We start from the raw sequence: 18,717 nt of genomic DNA, 5'->3' as shown, positions 1-18,717 counted from the left end.
GTATACGGCGACCACGAAGATCTACACAAGGAGTATCGTCGGCAGCGTCAGATTGGTATAAGCGACAGGGTTGTTCGGGAGCCCCCCGCACCGGTCGTTGTGGAGGAGCCGATCCCGCCTGCGCCTCGGGACGCTGGGGTGGTGCCGGCGGGGCCTGTGTCCGCAGCTGAAGTTGTGGCCCGCTGGGGGGATTTTCAGCAGTGGCTCCAGGCAGGACATGCCGTGCTGTTCGAGAAACTGAAGGGCAGCCGTGTTTCTCCGGGAGCGGAAGGGATTCTGGAACTGGAAGTGATTGAAATCTTTGAAGATACTTTTAAAGATCCCAAGTCTCTGGCCCGTCTCTCCCATGCGGCCCGTGATTTTTTCGGGCAGGAGTTTCAATGGGTGATCCGCAGACGGTCGAAGGAAGGAGGGCAGCAGGGAAGCGCGCCGTCCCCCAAAGCCGCCAGGCCCAACCCTCGGGCGAAGGTGCTGGAGCATCCTGCCGTGATGCAGGCCCTCGAGATCCTCGGGGGCGAGCTCGTCGATATTCGGCGTGTAAAAACGGAGAAGTCCGAACAGACGAAAGAAGAATGATCCTTTTTGAGTTCCTTGATGAAATCGAAATGTGAGGAGGATTAAAGATGGCTAAAGGGTTCAATCCCATGCAACAAGTCAAGGCATTGCAGGACAAGATGGCCAAAACTCAGGAAGAGCTGGCGTTGAAGACCGTGGAGTCGTCCTCCGGCGGCGGCATGGTGACGGTGGTGGTCAACGGGCGTCAGGAGGTGGTGAGCTTGAAGATCGACCGCCAGGTGGTGGACCCTGAAGACATTGAAATGCTCCAGGATCTTCTGGTGGCCGCGGTAAACGACGGCCTGAGGCGCTCTCAGGAAATGGCCGCCGCCGAAATGGGCAAGCTGGCGGGAGGGCTGAACATTCCCGGCCTGAAGATCCCCGGTCTCTTTTAAGGCATGAGTCTGAACGCCTATCCCCCTGTTTTGACGCGGCTCATCCGCAGTTTGAGCAAGCTGCCCGGTTTGGGCGAAAAGAGCGCCACCCGCATTGCCATGTACCTTCTGCAGGCGCCCGCCGAGGAAGTCGAAGCCCTTGCCGAGGGAATTGTCCACCTGAGAAATCGGGTGCACACCTGTTCCCGGTGCTTTCATTTTACCGACCAGGAGCTCTGCTCCATCTGTTCGGATGCCGGCCGGGATGCGACGCTGCTGTGTGTCGTGGAAAGCACCGCCGATCTCCTGGCCATCGAACAGTCCGGAGCCTTCAAAGGGATTTACCACGTCCTGCAGGGGGTTCTCGCCCCCCTCGATGCCATCGGACCCGACAACATCCGTATTCGGGAGCTGCTCCAGCGCCTGGACAGGGAGCCCATCCGGGAGGTGATTCTTGCCACCAATCCCAGCAGTGAAGGGGAGGCCACGGCCCACTACCTCCTGAAGCTTTTGAAGGATCGGGGGCTGCGGATTTCACGCATTGCCTACGGGATCCCCATGGGCGGGGACCTCAAGTACACGGACCGGGTCACCCTGGAGCGCGCGCTGAAGGGCAGGCAGGACTTTTGACGCGGGAAATGAAATCTGGATGGAAAAATCCAATAAAAATTCTTGACCTGCCTGTTTTAGCTTGATATGAGTTTTTATTTCGCCGACCTGGATGCCCCATCTGTTGTTGCCGTGAATTTTCTCAAGTTGAAATCGACGAAGGGCATTTTCTCTGGTGCGTGCATTGACCTGCAACGTTGAGCGTGGAGAGACGAATTATGGTTGAAATTCGATTTCATGGACGCGGAGGCCAAGGGGCCGTGACTTCAGCCGAGCTCACAGCTTTGGCCGCGATTGAAGAAGGAAAGTATGCACAGGCATTTCCGAGCTTCGGCCCGGAGCGCCGCGGTGCCCCGGTGATGGCTTTTGTGCGCGTGAGCGATGCACCCATTCGCACACGGGAAAAGGTTTACGAGCCGAACATCGTCGTCGTTCTGGACCCGACGCTTCTCAAGATTGTGAACGTGGAAGCCGGCCTGAGAGATGGGGGAATCGTCATCCTCAATACCACCAAATCGGTGGAGGAGGTTCGCAAGGAATCGGGCATCAAAGGGCGCCTGGCTCTCGTGGACGCCTCCAAGATTGCCATGGAGACCATGAGGGTCCCCATCACGAACACGACCATGCTGGGAGCTCTGTTGAAAGCTACGGGACTGATTTCCATGGACGGTCTGCGGGCCCCCATCGAGCATCGTTTTGGTCCCATTGCCGAAAAGAACATCAAGGCCTGCGCGCGCGCCTTCGAAGAAACTGTGGTGGAGGGATAAAACGGTGGCTAAAGAAACGGGTATCATGAGCTGGAAAGAGTTGGAGCTGGGCAATTCCATCACACGCCCCGGCAACGCCGGAGAGCTCAAGACCGGCGACTGGCGGTCCATGCGTCCTGTGACGGACTATGAGAAGTGCACGAAATGCGGTCAGTGCTACATCTTCTGCCCGGATATGGTGTACAAGAAGAACGCCGAAGGCTATTACGAACAAAATTATTATTACTGCAAAGGCTGCGGGATCTGCGCACATGAGTGCCCCGTGAGCTGCATTGCCATGGTGCAGGAGGGCGACTGATATGGGCAAGCGGATTGGGGTGGAAGTCTCAATAGCTGCTGCTGAAGCCGCAGCGCTGGCTGACGTTGATGTGATTGCGGCATATCCTATTACGCCTCAGACTCACATCGTGGAGCATCTTTCCGAGCTCGTGGCCGACGGACATCTGGATGCCGAATTCATCCCCGTCGAATCCGAGCACAGTGCCATGAGCTGCTGCATCGGGTCATCCGCCGCAGGAGCGCGCACTTTCACGGCGACGAGCTCCCAGGGCTATGCCCTCATGTCCGAAATCTGCTACATCGCTTCCAGCATGCGCCTGCCCATCGTCATGACGGTGGCCAATCGGGCCCTGAGCGCCCCCATCAGCATCTGGAACGATCATGCGGACATGATGATGTCCCGCGACACGGGCTGGATCCAGACTGTTGCTGAAAACGGCCAGGAAGTGGTGGACCTCATTTTTCATGCCTTCAAGGTGGGTGAAGATCATCGGGTCCTGCTTCCCGTGCAGGTCAACCTGGACGGCTTCATTTTGAGCCACATGATCGAGCCCATCCACATGCCGGACAAGGCGGAAGTGGACGCATACCTGCCTCCCTACAAGCCCGCCATGCGCCTGGATCCCGCCCATCCGGTGAGCATGGGACCCGTGGGCATGCCCGATATCTACACCGAAGCCAAAATGGCCCAGGATCAGGCCCTGAGGAATTCCAAGGCCGTCATCGTGGAAGCCTGGAAGGAATTCGGGGATAAGTTCGGCCGCTACTACAAGCCCGTTGAAACCTACAAAACCGAAGATGCCGAAACCATCATTGTTTCCATGGGAAGCATTTCGGAAACGGCCATGACGGCAGCGGATGCCCTGCGGGCCAAAGGCAAAAAGGTGGGCGTGGCCCGCATTCGTCTCTGGAGACCCTTCCCCGAGGCAGAGCTGTTCGAGCCCGTCAAGGGCGCCAAGAACCTGGTAGTGCTGGATCGGGCCATGAATTTCTCCGGCGGAGATACCGGTATTCTTGGCGGCGAAGTGAAATCCGTTCTGTTCGATCAAAATCATCACCCCAGCCTCCGCAACTTCTTTGTCGGACTCGGCGGTCGGGATATAACCGTTCAGAACTTCGAGGAGATGGTCGAAAAAGCCTCCGCCAATGGGGGGAAACCCGTACCTTATGAAATCATCAATGTGAGGGACTAAATGGGAATCGCAGCAGAAGCTATAAAGGATTTCAAGGGGTTTAACCTCAAGAACATGCCGGAGGTGGAGCCTCTTTCGTCCGGTCACCGCGCGTGCCAGGGCTGTGGAGAAATCCTCGCCCTCCGTCAGGCCATGAAGGCTCTCGGAACCAATGTCGTGGTATGCAGCGCAACGGGTTGCATGGAAATCGTGACGTCTCCATTTCCCCAGACGGCGTGGAACGTGCCCTGGATCCATGTGGCTTTCGAAAACACCTCCGCCGTCGTCAGCGGCGTGGAAGCGGCCTACAAAGCCATGAACCGCAAGGGCAAGATCAACCAGCCCGACGTGACCTTCCTTGCCTACGGCGGCGACGGCTCCACGGCGGACATCGGCATCCAGGCCCTCAGCGGCGCCCTGGAGCGCGGTCACAACTTCATCTACATCTGCCTCGACAACGAAGCATATATGAACACCGGCATTCAGCGTTCCTCCTCCACCCCCTGGGGTGCTTCCACCACGACCTCTCCAGCCGGGAAGTACAGCAAGGGGCAGAGCACCTGGAAAAAGAACATGCCGGCCATTGCAGTGGCTCACGAGATTCCCTACGTGGCCACCGCCTCTCCCGCATACCCCGTGGACCTGATGAACAAAGTGAAGAAGGCGTCCATGATTCCGGGACCCGCTTACCTGCACTTCTATTCACCCTGTCCCACCGGCTGGCGCTGCGGGGGGGATGAGAGTGTCGCCGTGGCCAGACTGGCGGTTCAGTCCAAGGTCTTTCCCCTGTATGAAGTCATCGACGGGCAGTACGTGCTTTCCCGCAAAGTGGCCAAGCCGAAGCCCATCAGCGAATACTTCAAAATGCAGCGTCGCTTCCGCCACCTGACGGAGACCGACGTCCAGATGATCCAGGAACGGATCGATGCGGAATACGCCGAATTGCTGAAAAAGTGCGGCGTGGAAGCCTAAACTCAACGGCTTTGGATCCGGGGGCACCCTCTCCAGAAGAGAGAGCGCCCTTCGGATCAAAAAACTTCAAGGTTCCTGTTGACAACCAGAAAGTGTTTTGCTATTGATGCACCTCACTTGAGGCACGATCCCCGGTAGCTCAATCGGCAGAGCGGGTGGCTGTTAACCACTAGGTTGATGGTTCGAGTCCGTCCCGGGGAGCCAGTTATCAAAAAGGCCATTTTCCGAAAGGGGAATGGCCTTTTGTCGTTGCTTGGTAGGCTGTACCCATCATGCGTGCACGATTACTCTCCATCATGCAAGGCCTGCAGGTCGGAATGCTGCCCAGCCTCTTCAATCACCTGAACAATGGATGGTTTTTCGCAATCCATTGTTTCTTCCTCCAGGTGTTTATGATGAGGGAAATTCTTCAACTCAGGGAAGCGTGACTCCTTGCAAGTTCCGAACGGCACATTCCACCTCTTGGAGGTAGTGGCGCAAGGGCTCAAGCAACATGGCGCAACTGCTTCTCTATTTCAATCCGAAGAGCCACATAGTGCTGGTAGTCGTTTGCCCACTCGACAAAATCGATCGAATCCTCCATCCGGCCTATTCCATATTGGGCGTAGAAGTCCTCCGAAGAAATCCCATATCGGTTTTCGTAAACGCTTAGCCGCTTCGCTATCGCAACCAAAGCATCTACAGGCGAACCGGATTCTCTCTCTTTTCATGGTGACCTCCGATTCGATGTACAATTTTTGATAAGATTTTGTAATCTAGCATGACTTGAGCGCGATGAGAAGGCAGCCCCAGCCGGAAGATGAATCTGATCTCTTGATCTCTTTCTATTTCAATACCCCCCTCACTTCGCCCATTGAATCTATATCCACTGAGAGCAGCGCCCGGTGTCAATGTGTTTCGTGGAACTGTCACTACAGAGGTAGGGCGTCCAAAAAAGATCTGAATCGCCCAGATTCTTTACCCGGTTTTTGGTCTCCCGGATTTTCCGGGAAAATGGCCGCCAGAGCTTGACTTGGGAGGCTTTCGCCGGGTCCAAAAACCGGGCAACGGCCGAAAGCCGATTTGGACGCCCTACTACAGAGGTGACTTGATTTGAATAGCAACAATATTCTAAGAAATTATCTCCATGTGAAAACGGTTACATATATTTATTGCAGCTTTGGCGTTGCTTTCATGTCATAATTGCCGTGGCCTCTCAATAGTCGCCTGAAGACAATCTGGCGGCCATCGGACAGAGGATAATGACCACCACTAAATTGTTTTTACAGCTCTATCCGCATGACGTCGCATGAGAATGAAGAGAAGGACCAACTGATGCCAACTAACAATATTAATAAATCAAAAATCTCAATTGTCGTTCCGACACTCAATGAGGAGGAAAATATTGCTCCACTCCTTCAGCGCATATTTGCCGCAACGGCCGGCCAAAGGTTCGAGACGGAGGTGATTATCGTAGATGATGGCTCGACCGATGGGACGCGTGATCGAGTCAAATCATGGTCCCGTGATTATCCGGTACGTCTGCTGGCTCGTGAACCTGAAGGCGGATTGGCTGGTGCTGTCCTTGCCGGAGCCCGCGCCGCCGTTGGAGAAATTGTGGTGGTCATGGATGCAGACCTGAGTCATCCGCCCGAGCGAGTTCCAGACCTGGCAGGTCCGGTGCTTAACAATGAGGCAGACATGGTCGTTGGTAGTCGTTACGTTGCTGGAGGGACAACGCCCGATTGGCCGTGGCACCGCCGGCTAATGTCTCGTGGGGCATCCGGGTTGGCGTGGCCAATCGTGGATGTCCGTGACCCAATGTCAGGTTTTTTTGCGGTGCAGCGGGAGCGTTTCCTGCAGGCAGCTCCTGAGGCCAGCGGTTATAAAATTGGCTTAGAAGTCATTGTGGCTGGCGGAGAATCGCTTCGTGTGACCGAAATCCCGATCGAATTCAAGGATCGACAATACGGGCGATCAAAACTCGGAACCGAAGTAATCTTCGCATACCTCGATCGGCTCTGTTCATTGGCTGGCGGTGCGGTCTCGCCCCGCACATCCATCCGCTTCGCACTGGTCGGTCTGATGGGCATGACGCTTGACATCGCATGCTTTCAGGTCATGATCCATGCCGACTACGCCTTGGCTGCGGCGCATATCATGGGTTTCGTGGCAGCCACGTTGTTCAATTACAGCCTCAATGCGCATTGGTCATTCAAAGAAACGGCTCAGATGAGCCGCGGAGACGGCTGGCGCCGGTACCTCCATTTCTTACTTGTCGCTTTGCTTGCACTCCTGCTGAGAGGGGCGGTGTTGGGCACGCTCGTCGATGTCAACGGGTGGTCGCCTCAATTCGCCATCATTGCGGCAGTCGGGGCCGCGGCGATCGTCAACTACTTCGGCAGCGCATTCTTCATCTTTCCTCTGCGGGATAGCGGCTGCAGTCCCGCGATGCGCTGGCGCGTCGCTTCGATCGGGGTAATTTGCTACCTCGTGTTGTTACGGCTCTTCTACCTGGGGCTACCCGATTTGCTAGTGGAGGAAGCGTATTACTGGAACTATGCACAACATCCTGCTCTCAGTTATCTTGACCACCCGCCGATGGTCGCATGGCTGATTTGGTTAGGAACGGCTGTTCTCGGGAATAGCGAGCTTGGTGTCCGCATTGGTGCGTTCATCTGCTGGTTTGTTACCGCATTTTTTGTATATCGATCAAGCCTTGATCTGTTCGACAAATCCACAGCGTTGCGGGCTGTGCTCCTCATTGCGGTGTTACCGATCTTCTTTTTCACCGGATTTGTAATGACACCTGATGCGCCTCTCATGGCATGCTGGGCGGGTGCGGTGTATTTTTTTCAACGTGCCCTGTTGAAAGAAAGTCGACGAGCCTGGTGGGGCATTGGGACCTGCTTGGGACTGGGTATGTTATCAAAGTACACCATCGCGCTCCTTGGGCTATCAGCTCTGATCTACATCCTATACGACCGGCAGTCCCGTCGATGGATGATGCGATGGGAGCCTTATGCGGCGGTGTTATTGGCGTTGTGCTTATTTTCACCGGTCCTTATCTGGAACGCCCGTGGGGATTGGGCGTCCTTTACATTCCAAACAGTTCACCGCCTTAACGCATCTCCGGAATTCGGCCTGCCCCTGCTCGCCGGGAGCTTGCTCTTACTGTTGACACCGACCGGCCTGGAAAACGCTCTCTTCTCCTTTTGGCCAAGGACGTGGGGAAAAACATATATAAAGGAAAGTATTGATGAAAATTCTCAAACAGCATTCGCGGACCACCGGCAGCTCTTTTCCGTTATTTTCACATTTGTTCCGCTATCCGTTTTCATCGCTTTTAGCCTCAGACACGATCCGAAACTCAACTGGGCTGGTCCGCTTTGGCTGGCTGCTGTCCCACTGCTTGCCAGGGACATGATCCCCAATGGGGCCTCTCGGTATGTCGGCCTTCGCTCCCTGGCCAGACGCCTTTGGGCTCCGACAATATTGACCACCATGCTCATTTATGGTGTTACCTTCCATTACATCACACTCGGCTTTCCCGGCATTCCATATCCAAACCGATTCAGGTACGTGGGGTGGAAGGAGTTGGGGAGACAAGTTGAACATGTTGAGGATGACCTTGAGATTAGAACCGGAGAAGAGCCGTTAGTCATTGGCATGGATAAATATAATGTAGCGAGCCAGCTGGCATTCTACAGGACAATAGCTGAAGAAGATCAGCGCTCCCATATTGAACGCGAAGGAATATTGAAAACTACTGGTCGACATTTGTTTGGCGGTAATAGTCTGATGTATGAATATTGGTTTGATCGTAAAGATGCGGTTGGAAAAAATATAATTATGGTTTCTGACACCCCAGACTCTCTGAGCCGACCCTCCATAGCAAATTATTATAAGCGTCTTGATCCAATCCAGACCATTGTGATTCATTTCAAATCATTAACTAAAGCTACTTTCTTCTATCGAATAGGTTATGGTTATTATGACTCATATCAACTTAAATAATTGGAGAAATGGCTGATCCTGAAACGAAAATGGATGCCGCTCTTTAACCATCGTTCCAAAAGAGCCGCACCCATCTGGGATAGTCGTCTTTTGCGGCACGCTGGGCAGTCTGCTGGGGGCTTTGTTCATCCAGTGGATCGCCATGACGTGTGGATGACCTTTCTTTGAAACGTACGGACGATACCTGTTGGTCAGTCACCATTCTCTGAAAAAGCCCGACCGCTTTTTTGGCCGACATGGGCGCATCAGCATATTTATCGGTCGGCTACCACCAGATGATCCGCCAATACATCTCGTTACCGGCGGGATTGACTCGCATGGGTGTCTTCACCTTTTGCGTCGCAACGGCGTGGGGCGATGGGTTATGAGTGCTGGTGCTGGCCGTTGTGGGTTTCTTGTTCGCCCGTAAAGAGCAGCTCGTGCTGCATAATCTGAAATAGGCCACTCTGCTGTTGATAGCCGGATGCGGCGTTATGGTGTTTTTCTATTGGCGTAAATGGCGAATCCGCTCCAGACGGATTCAGGGCGATCGGAACAAGGTATGAGCATGAGCACCCCGCTCAAGCGTATCCCGGTCAGCATTTGGGCTCTTGGCGTCGTGAGCATGTTCATGGACATCTCGTCCGAGATGATCCACAGCCTGCTTCCCCTGTTTCTGGTCGGCCCCTTGGGAGCAAGTACGTTTGTCGTCGGCCTGATAGAAGGTCTCGCCGAGTCCACAGCCCTCATCGCCAAAGTATTTTCCGGGACACTCAGCGACTATTTGGGTAAGCGCAAGGCACTGGCTGTCTTCGGCTACTCCTTGGGCGCGCTCACCAAGCCATTGTTTGCCATCGCGCCGACCGCAGGCATCGTTTTCACGGCACGCCTGCTGGATCGAGTGGGGAAAGGAGTGCGGGGCGCTCCCCGCGATGCACTGGTGGCCGACCTGGCTCCACCAGAAATGTGCGGCACCGCCTACGGCTTTTTCAATCTGGTCAGCGGCATCGCCATGTTGATGGCCAGTGCCGCAGCGGGGCTACTGTGGGATCGCTTCGGTGCATCCTTCACCTTCTATGCGGGGGCGATCTTCGCAGCCTTGACGTTGATGGGACTTGTCCTCAAGGCGCGGCGACAACAGCATTGAGCCTTTGGGGTCCCCAAAAGTCCTGAAAGCCCGCCATATTCCCAAAAAGAGGTTTTGACATCATCAGGCGAGCGTCCGCGAGCCTCGTAAGCCTTGTGGCCTTTCAATTCGATTGCCCTGCGGCCCGCATCAATAGCCCTTTGGATTAAAATGCCTGTTGTGGTAAAATTGATTTTACAAACCTGCCAACCACCGGCGCCATGTGCGGAAACCGTGCCGCGGAGCGCTTTTTCTCCACACCATCAACAATCGGCGCAATTGCCGGGGTTCCTTCCTGAGGTCCGATCGCTCAGATTGGGCTCCCAATGCAAAATCGAGGATGCCTCATATGAATCACGACTACTTGACCAATACCCAGTCCGCGTTGAAAGCGTCCATGGATTACCACCTCCGCTGCTCACTCTGCAAGGAACCACCCTCCAAGGAATGCCGGGACTTTTTTCTCGCCACGGCCTTCTCTCTACGGGACAGGATGACGGAGAAGATTCTGGAGACGGAAAGCAGGTATAAGGAATTCAAGGCAAAAAGAATCTATTACCTCTCCATGGAATTTCTCATCGGGAGGCTCCTGGGGAATACCCTTTACAACCTCGGCCTCTTTGACGTGTGCCGGAACATCCTGGAGGATGCGGGTGTTGATCTGGAAGAGGTCCGAGACCAGGAAAGCGACGCCGGGCTTGGCAATGGGGGCCTTGGGCGGTTGGCGGCCTGTTACCTGGATTCCATGGCAACCCTCGATCTCGCCGGCTTCGGCTATGGGATTCACTATGAGTACGGCCTTTTCAAGCAGGAAGTGGACAACGGCTACCAGAAGGAGAAGCCGGACAACTGGCTGGCGGAGTTCAGTCCCTGGGAGATCAAGCGTACCGACGAGAAATGCATTGTTCCCATCTACGGGCGGATCGAGCACTTCCAGGACCGTTCGGGGGAATACAATCCCATGTGGCTGGACTGGAAGGTCATCACGGGCATTCCCTTCGACATCCCCGTCGTCGGCTACGGCGGCAGGACGGTGAACTGGCTGCGGCTCTACGGGGCCGGGTCATCCAGGGATTTTGACATCCAGATCTTCAATGAAGGGGATTATTTCCGGGCAGTGGAGCAGAAGGTTTCTTCCGAAACCATCACGAAAATGCTCTATCCCCTGGACACCCTGCAATCGGGCAAGGAACTGCGCCTGGTTCAGGAATACTTCCTGGTGGCCTGCTCCCTGAGGGATATCATCCGCCGGTATCTGAAGGACCATGAGGATTTTGACCGCTTTCCCGATTCAGTGGCCATCCAGATGAATGACACGCATCCTTCCCTGGCGGTGGCGGAGTTGATGCGGCAGCTTGTGGACGAGTATGCGCTGCCGTGGGATTCCGCATGGGAGATCACCCGCCAGTCCCTGGCTTACACCAACCACACGGTCCTCTCGGAGGCCCTGGAGAAGTGGCCCGCGAGCCTTCTGGAGCAGGTCATCCCCCGTCATCTCCAAATCATTTACGAGATCAATCAGCGCTTTCTCCAGGAAGTGAGCACGCTCCATCCGGGCCGCACGGATCTCCTCCAGAAGATGTCTCTCATCGAGGAAGGTGAAAACAAGCAGGTCAGAATGGCTCATCTGGCCATGGTCGGCTCGCATTCCATCAATGGGGTTTCCGCCCTTCACACGGAGATTCTGAAGACAAACAACTTTGTGGATTTCCACGCGTTGTGGCCGGAGCGCTTCGTGAATGTCACCAACGGCATCACCCAGAGACGCTGGCTCCTCAAAGCCAACCCCCAGCTGGCGCGGCTGATCAGCGAGACGGTCGGGGATGCCTGGATCACCGATCTTTCGCAACTCAAACGGCTGGAGCCGTATGCGGGCGACGAAAGCTTCCAGGAACGGTTTCGCAGGATCAAACGCGCCAATAAGGAGCTGTTGGGGGAGATCATTTGGAGGAGCACCCGGGTGCGTGTCGATCCCGATTCGCTGTTCGATGTCCATGTGAAGCGGATCCATGAGTACAAGCGCCAGCTCCTGAAGGTCATGCATATCATCTATGAATATCTGCAGATTGTCCGGGGAGAAAAGACACCCGCTGTCGCCAGGACCCATATATTTGCCGGGAAGGCGGCTCCCGGCTACTGGGTGGCCAAACAGATCATCAAGCTGATCCATAACGTGGGGCAGGTCATCAACGGGGACAAAAGAGTGCAGGACGTCCTCAAGGTCGTCTTTCTGCCCGATTACCGCGTGTCACTGGCGGAGAAGATCATCCCGGCCGCGGAGCTCAGCGAGCAGATCTCCACGGCGGGTACGGAGGCGTCCGGAACGGGAAATATGAAATTCATGCTGAACGGCGCATTGACCGTCGGGACGCTGGACGGCGCCAACGTTGAAATGCTGGAGGAAGCAGGAGAGGGAAATCTCTTCATCTTTGGCTTGACAGCCGATGAAATCGCGGCGATGCAGCGTGATCACGCCTATCGTCCGACAGAATACTACCATGCCCATCCCGAAATCCGCCTGGTCATCGATTCCTTTGGCGACGATCTCTTCTGCCCTTCGGAACCGGGGCTGTTTCACTGGATTTACCACCGCATCATGAATGAGGAAGACACCTACTTCCACCTGCCGGATCTTCTCTCGTACATTGGAATTCAAGAAAAAATCGAGGAGGAATACCGAAATCCGCCCCTGTGGACCCAAAAGGCGATTTTCAATGTGGCGCGGTCGGGAAAATTCTCCAGTGACAGGGCCATTTCCGATTATGCGGAGCTCATTTGGAAAGCAGGAGCCGTACGAGGCGGGGAGAAAGAATAAGGCATGCCCCCGGGGCCCGCACCAAAGAATGAAAGATTTATGGTGCCATACTACCGGGATGCTTCGTGCTTTCCCAAATGCTTGCTCATGGTGAGCATGTTGAGCCCGCCGTCGGTTTCGTACCGTACCTCATCCATGAGAGAATGCATGATGAAGAGGCCCATGCCCCTCTCCGGAACGGTCTCCAGCTGGTCGGGATCGAATTCCAGAGGCCGGACCTTTGCCGGATCCAGGCTCTTCCCCCTGTCGCAGACCTGAAAGGTGATCCGGTCCGGGAAGCGTAGAATGTTGATTTCCACGCTATGCCCCGCTTCGAGCGAGTAGGCGTGCTTGGTCGCGTTGGTTACCGCTTCCACGACGCAGAGCTCCATGTGATAGCCGCTGATTTCATCCATGGACAAAGCGCCGGCAATCCCCCGAACAGCTCCCCCGACCAGGGGGACGTTTTCGAGCTTGCTTTCAATGGTCAGCTTGATTGTGCCGGTCGTTTCCATTTTTCCTCACAACTGTCCGGAAAGTTTTCTGACCGCTTCGTCTTCCGATGGCAGGATATCGAACACCCGATTCATCCGGGTCAGTCGGAAAAGACTCATCACAGTCTCCCTCACGGCGCAAATGACCAGATCACCCTCACCGCTGATTTTTTTGAGACTGGAAACAATGGCGCCAAGACCGCTGCTGTCGATAAAGTCCACTTCCGAGAGGTTCAGGACAATTTTGCGATTTCCCGCATCGATCCATTCGCTCATCTTTTGCTTGAATTCCGTTGCGGTGGATGCGTCAATTCTTTTTTCCAAAGGCCATACGATGAGAACATCCGCCATCATGCTATTGTGCAGTTGCATACTTCCCTTTCTTAAGCGAACATGGTCCGTTCTTTAAATTCGATTCCCATGAGACTGACATCATCCTGGAATTTTGCTCCCTGCGCAAAATTTTCAATGCTCAGGACAATCTCATCCAGTACTTTTTCGATGGTCAGCCCCTTCAAGTTTCTGACAAGGGAATGAAACCGTTCCTCTCCAAAAAGCTCTCCTTTGTCATCCGTGAACTCAAACACTCCATCGGTGTAAAGCAGAATCTTGTCTCCCGGCGAAAAGGGCTTTTCTTCCTCTTCGAAGGGCAGTATCCCGTCCATGCCGATGATGGTGCCGCCCTTTTCCAGCAGTTCGAAGCTCCCGTCGGCACGAAGAAGGGGGGGGGGCGGGTGGGCGGCGTTGCTGTAAATGAGACGACCATTGCGGACATCGACGATCAAATAAATAATGGTCAGAAACTTCTCGAAGCGCTCCCAGGGATATTCCGAGTCCAGGGCTTTCAAAACATCCCCGGGGGACACAATGTCATAATCGGGGGACAATCCGGGTCGCCTTCGAATGGTGTAGCCCATGTGGGGCTGAAGGGTTTGGGAAATGGAAAAGGTCACCAGGGCCGGGGGCACCCCGTGGCCACTGACGTCGATCATGTAAAACCCGAGGTGATCTTCATCGAGGCGGATCACATTGAAGATGTCCCCCCCAATCGTTTCGCAGGGCTTGAATTTCCATGCGATATCGAGAGCTTCAATCTTCGGCCGTTTTTCCAGTTTCTGCGGCAGCAGGCTCTGCTGAATCCCGGCGGCAGCCTGGAGATCTTCGTCAAGCTTCCTCTGCTTTTCGATCAATTGAGCATTGGCCATGTTCAGGAAGTAGTCACTGAAGGCGAAGATGGTGCGGCTCAGGCAGGCATTGAGACCTTCCAGCGCGCTGAGCAGGGCGTCATCAGTTAATTCCCTCACCAGGATCGGGACCAGGAGCGTTCGGTAGATTTCAAAAGCCTTCTGGACTTCCGAAAGAGAAAAGCCGCCTTCCAGCCGCAGCTTGCAGATCCTTTCGATAAAGGCATCCACTTTGGAGAAGTCTCCATGGACGATGGCTGCGAAGTATGCCTTCCCCGCCTGCGAGGTGGTACCGATGAGCTCATTGAGAGGACGGCCGGCATAATGAACACCACCCTCTTCATGAAGGATCACCGCCCATTGGCGGGCGATCCGCTCATTGTGTTTTTGAAGAATTTCCGTGAGGGTCTGGGTCATTGAAAGGGTCCTCCCGGTAGCAATGTTGGTGACTTAGCGCCACCCCGGTGAAAACCGGGGTCCAAAAAGTTTGGATTTGCCTGGATTCCGGCTTTCGCCGGAATGAAGATCGGGGCTTAACTCAACAACATTACCTGCCGCCAGTCTCTGAGAGCCGTTTCCCCTTGGAGGGGAGAGGCGCAAAGTATCTCAGCGGGATGGGGTCTCAAACAAACAAGATCAATATTCCCTCCAACGGGCCGCCAGGAGAAGTCATGGCGCTGGAAAGCATATGTATAAGGAAGTTTTGAATATTTATATTGTATTCCGCTGCGGCATGCAATAAAAACCTCGCCAGGGAGCTCTTCGACGAATACCAGCGCGAAAGGGCATAATCTCGAAACCGCTGCATCACGTTCAGTCTTCTAAGTAAGAGGAAATCAAATGAAAATAAGTAATGAAGGCGTATGCCGATTTTGCCTCAAGACCTTTTCTGGCTCTACGATGGGGAGACATCTGTCCGCATGCAGGACAAAGAAGGAAAGAGATGCCGGGGAAGCCGCCGCGGCGAAAAAGGTCGAAAAGATTTTCCGCATCAGGGTCTCGGCATACGGCGAATTCTGGCTGCACCTTGAAATGATGGCCTCATCCACACTCGCCGATCTCGATGGATTCCTGCGAAGCATCTGGCTCGAATGCTGCGGGCACCTCAGCCAGTTCACCATTCATGGGGAGGCGTACGTACCGGAGAATGAGGATCCCGAGGATATAGGGGCAGAATCGATGGCGGTGCAGCTCGGCAAAGTGCTGAGCGTGAAGGATAAGTTTGAATACGAGTACGATTTCGGTTCCACAACGTACCTGAAGGGGCAAATCGTTTCCGAGCGAGAGGGGACACTGAAGGAAAAAGTCAGAATTCTGGCCCGAAACCGCATCCCTGAGGTGTTGTGCACGCATTGTGGGAAGCCTGCGACCCGGTTCTGCACTGAATGCGAGGATTTCTATTGTCGGGCTTGCCTCCCCAAGCACGGATGTGAAGAAGGAATGGCCCTTCCCCTGGTCAACTCCCCGCGCATGGGAGTCTGCGGATACACCGGAGAGCAGGATCCCGATGATTTTGACCGGAAAGACAGAGCTCCTGATGAAGCGGTAAAAAAGAGAGGACTCCCCGAGGCTTTGATCAAATATCGAGAAGCTATGAAGAAGAAGGATACGGAGCTCTGACCCGACTCCATACCGCAGGGGCGAATCTCTGTCTATGCGCGGTTCACGCCGGCGGCGGCGATTCCCTGTCCACGGGTTTAATGAAGCTGAACACGACATCTCCGGGTTTGGGCTCGACAACGCTGTCGGCTGTACAGACATGCAATGAGCCGTCAGGCTGGAGCACAAACAGGGGAATGACGGCGTCGCTGTGGTGTGATTGGAAGGCTTTGTAATCGAACTCCACCGTCAGCCTGGTTTTCTGTATGTGAGGGTTGAGACGCATCATTTCACTGATCCTGGCGAAGGTCAATTCCGGACCGAAGAGCAGGCGCCCCCGCTGTTCCAGGGACACCGCTTCGTGGCGCCCCTCCTGGCCCATTTCAAAAGGGAGCTGATAGACCTCCTGCCGGCCGAAATCTTCGACATAGCGCAGGCAAGCCAATGCGTTCACGGCGTTGTTTGGAGTGACCGCCAGCATCCTGCCGAGCCCCCCAAAGTCGATCTCCTCACGGGTTTGTTCCGCCAGCGCACTGCCATAGTGGCACTTCAATCCGGCCATGCGCCCGTTGCGGACGTTTTCCCAGTCCGTATCGATCAGGGCGACCGCGCAGCCTTCGCTCGAGAGGGCCTCAGCCATGGCCCTTGCCCAGGCATGCGCACCGACGAACAGGATGCCCTGCGGATTGACATGAACGAGCCCCAATCGTCGGGCCAGGGGAGCTGCCCCCATTCCGTAGAGCAGCACCGTGAGGAACACCATGACAAAGGTGACGGGAACGATCCGGGCTGCAGTGGGATAGCCGGCGCCTTCGAGGCTCAAGGCAAATACCGAAGAAACCGCCACCGCGACAATGCCGCGCGGTGCCATGCAGGCCAAAAAAAGCCGTTCCCGCCATCCCAGCGAGGACCCCACCGAGGAGGCCAGGACAGACAGCGGCCGCGCCACGAAAATCATGACGGCGGTAAACAGCAGACTGCCCCAGCCCAGCCCGCGCAGATCTTCCAGCTGCAACCGCGCGGACAGGATGATGAACAGGCAGGAGATCAACATCACCGTGAGGGTTTCTTTGAATTCGACCACGTGCCGAATCGATACGCGATTCTGGTTTGCCAGCGCCATGCCCATGACGGTCACGACAAACAGCCCGGACTCTTCTTGAACGAGGTTCCCCAGCGCGAACGCCAGGAACATCAACATGAGGGAGGCCAGGTTGTGCAGGAAGTCGGGGAGCCAGAATCGGGACAGGGCGAGAATCATGACCGCCGCGGCCAGGAGTCCGAAAATGACTCCTACGGCCAGAGTCAGGACAAAGGCAAGGGCCGCTTCACGGAGCCCGTGGTGAAGGGCGTCCACCTGGACCACGGTGAAAACCAGTACGGCCAGCATGGCACCCAGCGGATCGATGACGATGCCTTCCCACTTCAGGAGCGCTCCGACTCTGCCGCGGAGCCGCAAATGCCGCAGGATCGGTCCAATGACGGTCGGTCCCGTCACCACGAGGATCGATCCGAACAATGCGGCGATGGGCCAGGGAAAATCCAGGATATACCGGGCTGCCACTGCACCGATGATCCAGGAAATCACGGCGCCGAGTGTCGTCAGGAGAAAGAAAACACGGCCGATCCCGCGGAGCTCCCGCATCTTGAGATTCAAGCCGCCTTCATAGAGGATGACGGCAACGGAGAGAGACACGACGGGGAGAAGAAGATCGCCGAAGAGCTGCCCAGGGTGCAGCAGGCCCGTGAGGGGTCCTGCCAGTATGCCCGCGGTCAAAAGGAGCAGGATGGAAGGGAGGCGCAGCCGCCAGGCAACCCACTGGGCGCTGATGCCGAGGACGAGAATTCCCACGAGCTGGAGCAGCGTTGCGTGTGACAAGTTGTGAGCCTTTCTATGCGCCGCGTGGATTAGATCTCACCCATCGTCATTCCGAAGAGGTGCGAAGCCTTCGAGGCAGCCAGAGACCCCTGCAGCCTCTCTGGTCCCCTATTTAAGGCCCCAGTGCTCTTTCCAGTAAGTGTGCTCGAAGGGCCACTCCTCCTTGCGGTACTCCATGAGGGAGCGCATGCGCTCTTTGAAAGCGGCCATCTTTTGCTGTACTTCCGGAAAGGACTCCTTGTTCTTCCAGGCATGAACCAGTCGCTTCCCGAGCTCACGGGCGCGATGAGAAATAGCCTCCGGGAAATCGTCCCCAGAGATCATGCCCATGGTCGCCCAAACGGAGCCCACCGATTGGATGCCCGTAATCATCATGAAATGATCCATGTAGGCGGCGATCGGCTCTTCGTCGCCCCCTCCGGACGTCACCACTGAAGCCCCATATTTTCCATGAAAGCCAAGGCAATGGATGATGCCTCCGCACCGGTCCATGAAGGCTTTCATCTGAGCGCTGACGCTGAAAATATAGTTGGGGCTTCCAAGAATCAGCCCGTCGGCGCTTCTGACCTTCTCTAAGATTTCTTCAAAAGAATCCTTTTGAGGGCAGTGCCCCTTCTTGTGGCACACGTCGCAGCCGAGGCAGGGAAGTACCGTATTCCCTTTGAGAAAGAGCGTTTCCGTCCGAGCGCCTTCACTCTCAGCGCCTTCCAGCACGATTCGAGTCAGCCTGGCCGTGCTTCCTTTGGCTCCGTGTGGACTTCCGACAATGGCAACGATCTTCAATGGCTCCTCCCTTATCTGATTTGTCAAATTAAGTACCCAAGCAAAAGTTTCACAACATTCTAGGTGGAGAAGTTGATTGTGTATTTCGTTCCAAAGTTCTTCAATATGTGATCAATGGCCTCCTGTAGTAAACTAAAGGAGAGATAGGCTGAGAA

The 18,717-nt window shown here is 55.3% G+C and carries 16 protein-coding genes, 1 tRNA gene and 1 pseudogene; 11 read left to right on the top strand and 7 right to left on the bottom strand.

Annotated features, from left to right (window positions below):
- The first annotated feature begins 623 nt into the window (after positions 1-623).
- From MWC30_RS20955 to MWC30_RS20925, 7 genes are all read left to right on the top strand, one after another.
- Positions 624-950 carry a YbaB/EbfC family nucleoid-associated protein gene (locus tag MWC30_RS20955; RefSeq protein WP_244086153.1) on the top strand — a complete coding sequence of 109 codons (327 nt, stop codon included), beginning with the start codon at positions 624-626 and terminating at the stop codon, positions 948-950.
- Between the two features lie 3 nt (positions 951-953).
- On the top strand, positions 954-1,559 hold the full coding sequence (recR, locus tag MWC30_RS20950; RefSeq protein ID WP_244086152.1) for a recombination mediator RecR: 606 nt from the start codon (positions 954-956) through the stop codon (positions 1,557-1,559).
- Between the two features lie 197 nt (positions 1,560-1,756).
- A complete protein-coding gene (locus MWC30_RS20945) occupies positions 1,757-2,305 on the top strand; it encodes a pyruvate ferredoxin oxidoreductase subunit gamma (RefSeq protein ID WP_244086151.1) in 549 nt (182 codons plus the stop codon).
- 4 nt (positions 2,306-2,309) lie between these two features.
- Positions 2,310-2,603 (top strand): 4Fe-4S binding protein, encoded by a 294-nt coding sequence (locus MWC30_RS20940; RefSeq protein ID WP_244086150.1) that lies wholly within the window; start codon positions 2,310-2,312, stop codon positions 2,601-2,603.
- Position 2,604: 1 nt separating this feature from the next.
- Entirely contained in the window at positions 2,605-3,777 is a 1,173-nt protein-coding gene (locus MWC30_RS20935) for a transketolase C-terminal domain-containing protein (RefSeq protein WP_244086149.1), read from the top strand.
- Positions 3,778-4,728 carry a pyruvate synthase subunit PorB gene (gene porB, locus MWC30_RS20930; protein WP_244086148.1) on the top strand — a complete coding sequence of 317 codons (951 nt, stop codon included), beginning with the start codon at positions 3,778-3,780 and terminating at the stop codon, positions 4,726-4,728.
- A gap of 128 nt (positions 4,729-4,856) precedes the next feature.
- Positions 4,857-4,932, top strand: a tRNA-Asn gene (locus MWC30_RS20925).
- A gap of 80 nt (positions 4,933-5,012) precedes the next feature.
- Here MWC30_RS20925 and MWC30_RS23180 read toward each other — a convergent pair.
- Positions 5,013-5,180 carry a DUF6516 family protein gene (locus tag MWC30_RS23180; protein WP_368860915.1) on the bottom strand — a complete coding sequence of 56 codons (168 nt, stop codon included), beginning with the start codon at positions 5,178-5,180 and terminating at the stop codon, positions 5,013-5,015.
- A 32-nt stretch (positions 5,181-5,212) separates the two neighbouring features.
- Positions 5,213-5,416 (bottom strand): annotated as a pseudogene (gene tumA / locus MWC30_RS23175) (antitoxin TumA); the annotation flags it as partial.
- A gap of 626 nt (positions 5,417-6,042) precedes the next feature.
- On the opposite strand from tumA, the gene MWC30_RS20920 reads away from it, so the two are divergent.
- The 3 genes from MWC30_RS20920 to MWC30_RS20910 all read left to right on the top strand — a co-directional run bounded on the left by MWC30_RS20920 (position 6,043) and on the right by MWC30_RS20910 (position 12,644).
- Entirely contained in the window at positions 6,043-8,724 is a 2,682-nt protein-coding gene (locus MWC30_RS20920) for a glycosyltransferase family 39 protein (protein WP_244086147.1), read from the top strand.
- 541 nt (positions 8,725-9,265) lie between these two features.
- The gene (locus MWC30_RS20915; protein WP_368860914.1) at positions 9,266-9,850 is read left to right on the top strand and encodes an MFS transporter; all 585 of its coding nucleotides are present in this window, start codon (positions 9,266-9,268) and stop codon (positions 9,848-9,850) included.
- A gap of 328 nt (positions 9,851-10,178) precedes the next feature.
- Positions 10,179-12,644, top strand: coding sequence for a glycogen/starch/alpha-glucan phosphorylase (locus MWC30_RS20910; RefSeq protein ID WP_244086145.1), 2,466 nt, complete (start codon positions 10,179-10,181; stop codon positions 12,642-12,644).
- 50 nt (positions 12,645-12,694) lie between these two features.
- Here the strand turns inward: MWC30_RS20910 and MWC30_RS20905 are convergent, their stop codons facing one another.
- Genes MWC30_RS20905 through MWC30_RS20895 form a run of 3 tightly spaced genes read right to left on the bottom strand, consistent with a single transcriptional unit; the run spans position 12,695 to position 14,718 of the window.
- On the bottom strand, positions 12,695-13,138 hold the full coding sequence (locus MWC30_RS20905; RefSeq protein WP_244086144.1) for an ATP-binding protein: 444 nt from the start codon (positions 13,136-13,138) through the stop codon (positions 12,695-12,697).
- Between the two features lie 6 nt (positions 13,139-13,144).
- The gene (locus MWC30_RS20900; RefSeq protein WP_244086143.1) at positions 13,145-13,489 is read right to left on the bottom strand and encodes an STAS domain-containing protein; all 345 of its coding nucleotides are present in this window, start codon (positions 13,487-13,489) and stop codon (positions 13,145-13,147) included.
- An 11-nt stretch (positions 13,490-13,500) separates the two neighbouring features.
- Positions 13,501-14,718, bottom strand: a complete 1,218-nt coding sequence (locus MWC30_RS20895) for a PP2C family protein-serine/threonine phosphatase (RefSeq protein ID WP_244086142.1) — start codon at positions 14,716-14,718, stop codon at positions 13,501-13,503.
- A 423-nt stretch (positions 14,719-15,141) separates the two neighbouring features.
- Between MWC30_RS20895 and MWC30_RS20890 the strand changes: the two genes are divergently transcribed.
- Positions 15,142-15,921: a hypothetical protein gene (locus tag MWC30_RS20890; RefSeq protein WP_244086141.1), complete on the top strand. Its 780-nt coding sequence runs from the start codon at positions 15,142-15,144 to the stop codon at positions 15,919-15,921.
- A gap of 43 nt (positions 15,922-15,964) precedes the next feature.
- On the opposite strand, the gene MWC30_RS20885 is transcribed toward MWC30_RS20890, so the two are convergent.
- Together MWC30_RS20885 and MWC30_RS20880 are read right to left on the bottom strand one after the other, a co-directional pair.
- Positions 15,965-17,779 carry a sodium:proton antiporter gene (locus MWC30_RS20885; protein WP_244086140.1) on the bottom strand — a complete coding sequence of 605 codons (1,815 nt, stop codon included), beginning with the start codon at positions 17,777-17,779 and terminating at the stop codon, positions 15,965-15,967.
- A 108-nt stretch (positions 17,780-17,887) separates the two neighbouring features.
- A complete protein-coding gene (locus tag MWC30_RS20880) occupies positions 17,888-18,562 on the bottom strand; it encodes a flavodoxin family protein (protein ID WP_244086139.1) in 675 nt (224 codons plus the stop codon).
- Between the last annotated feature and the right edge of the window lie 155 nt (positions 18,563-18,717).

Source organism: Desulforhabdus sp. TSK (assembly GCF_022836495.1).
Classification (GTDB): domain Bacteria; phylum Desulfobacterota; class Syntrophobacteria; order Syntrophobacterales; family Syntrophobacteraceae; genus Desulforhabdus.
The sequence above is the reverse complement of the archived record's forward strand: the minus strand, read 5'-3'. Positions and strand labels throughout refer to the sequence as shown.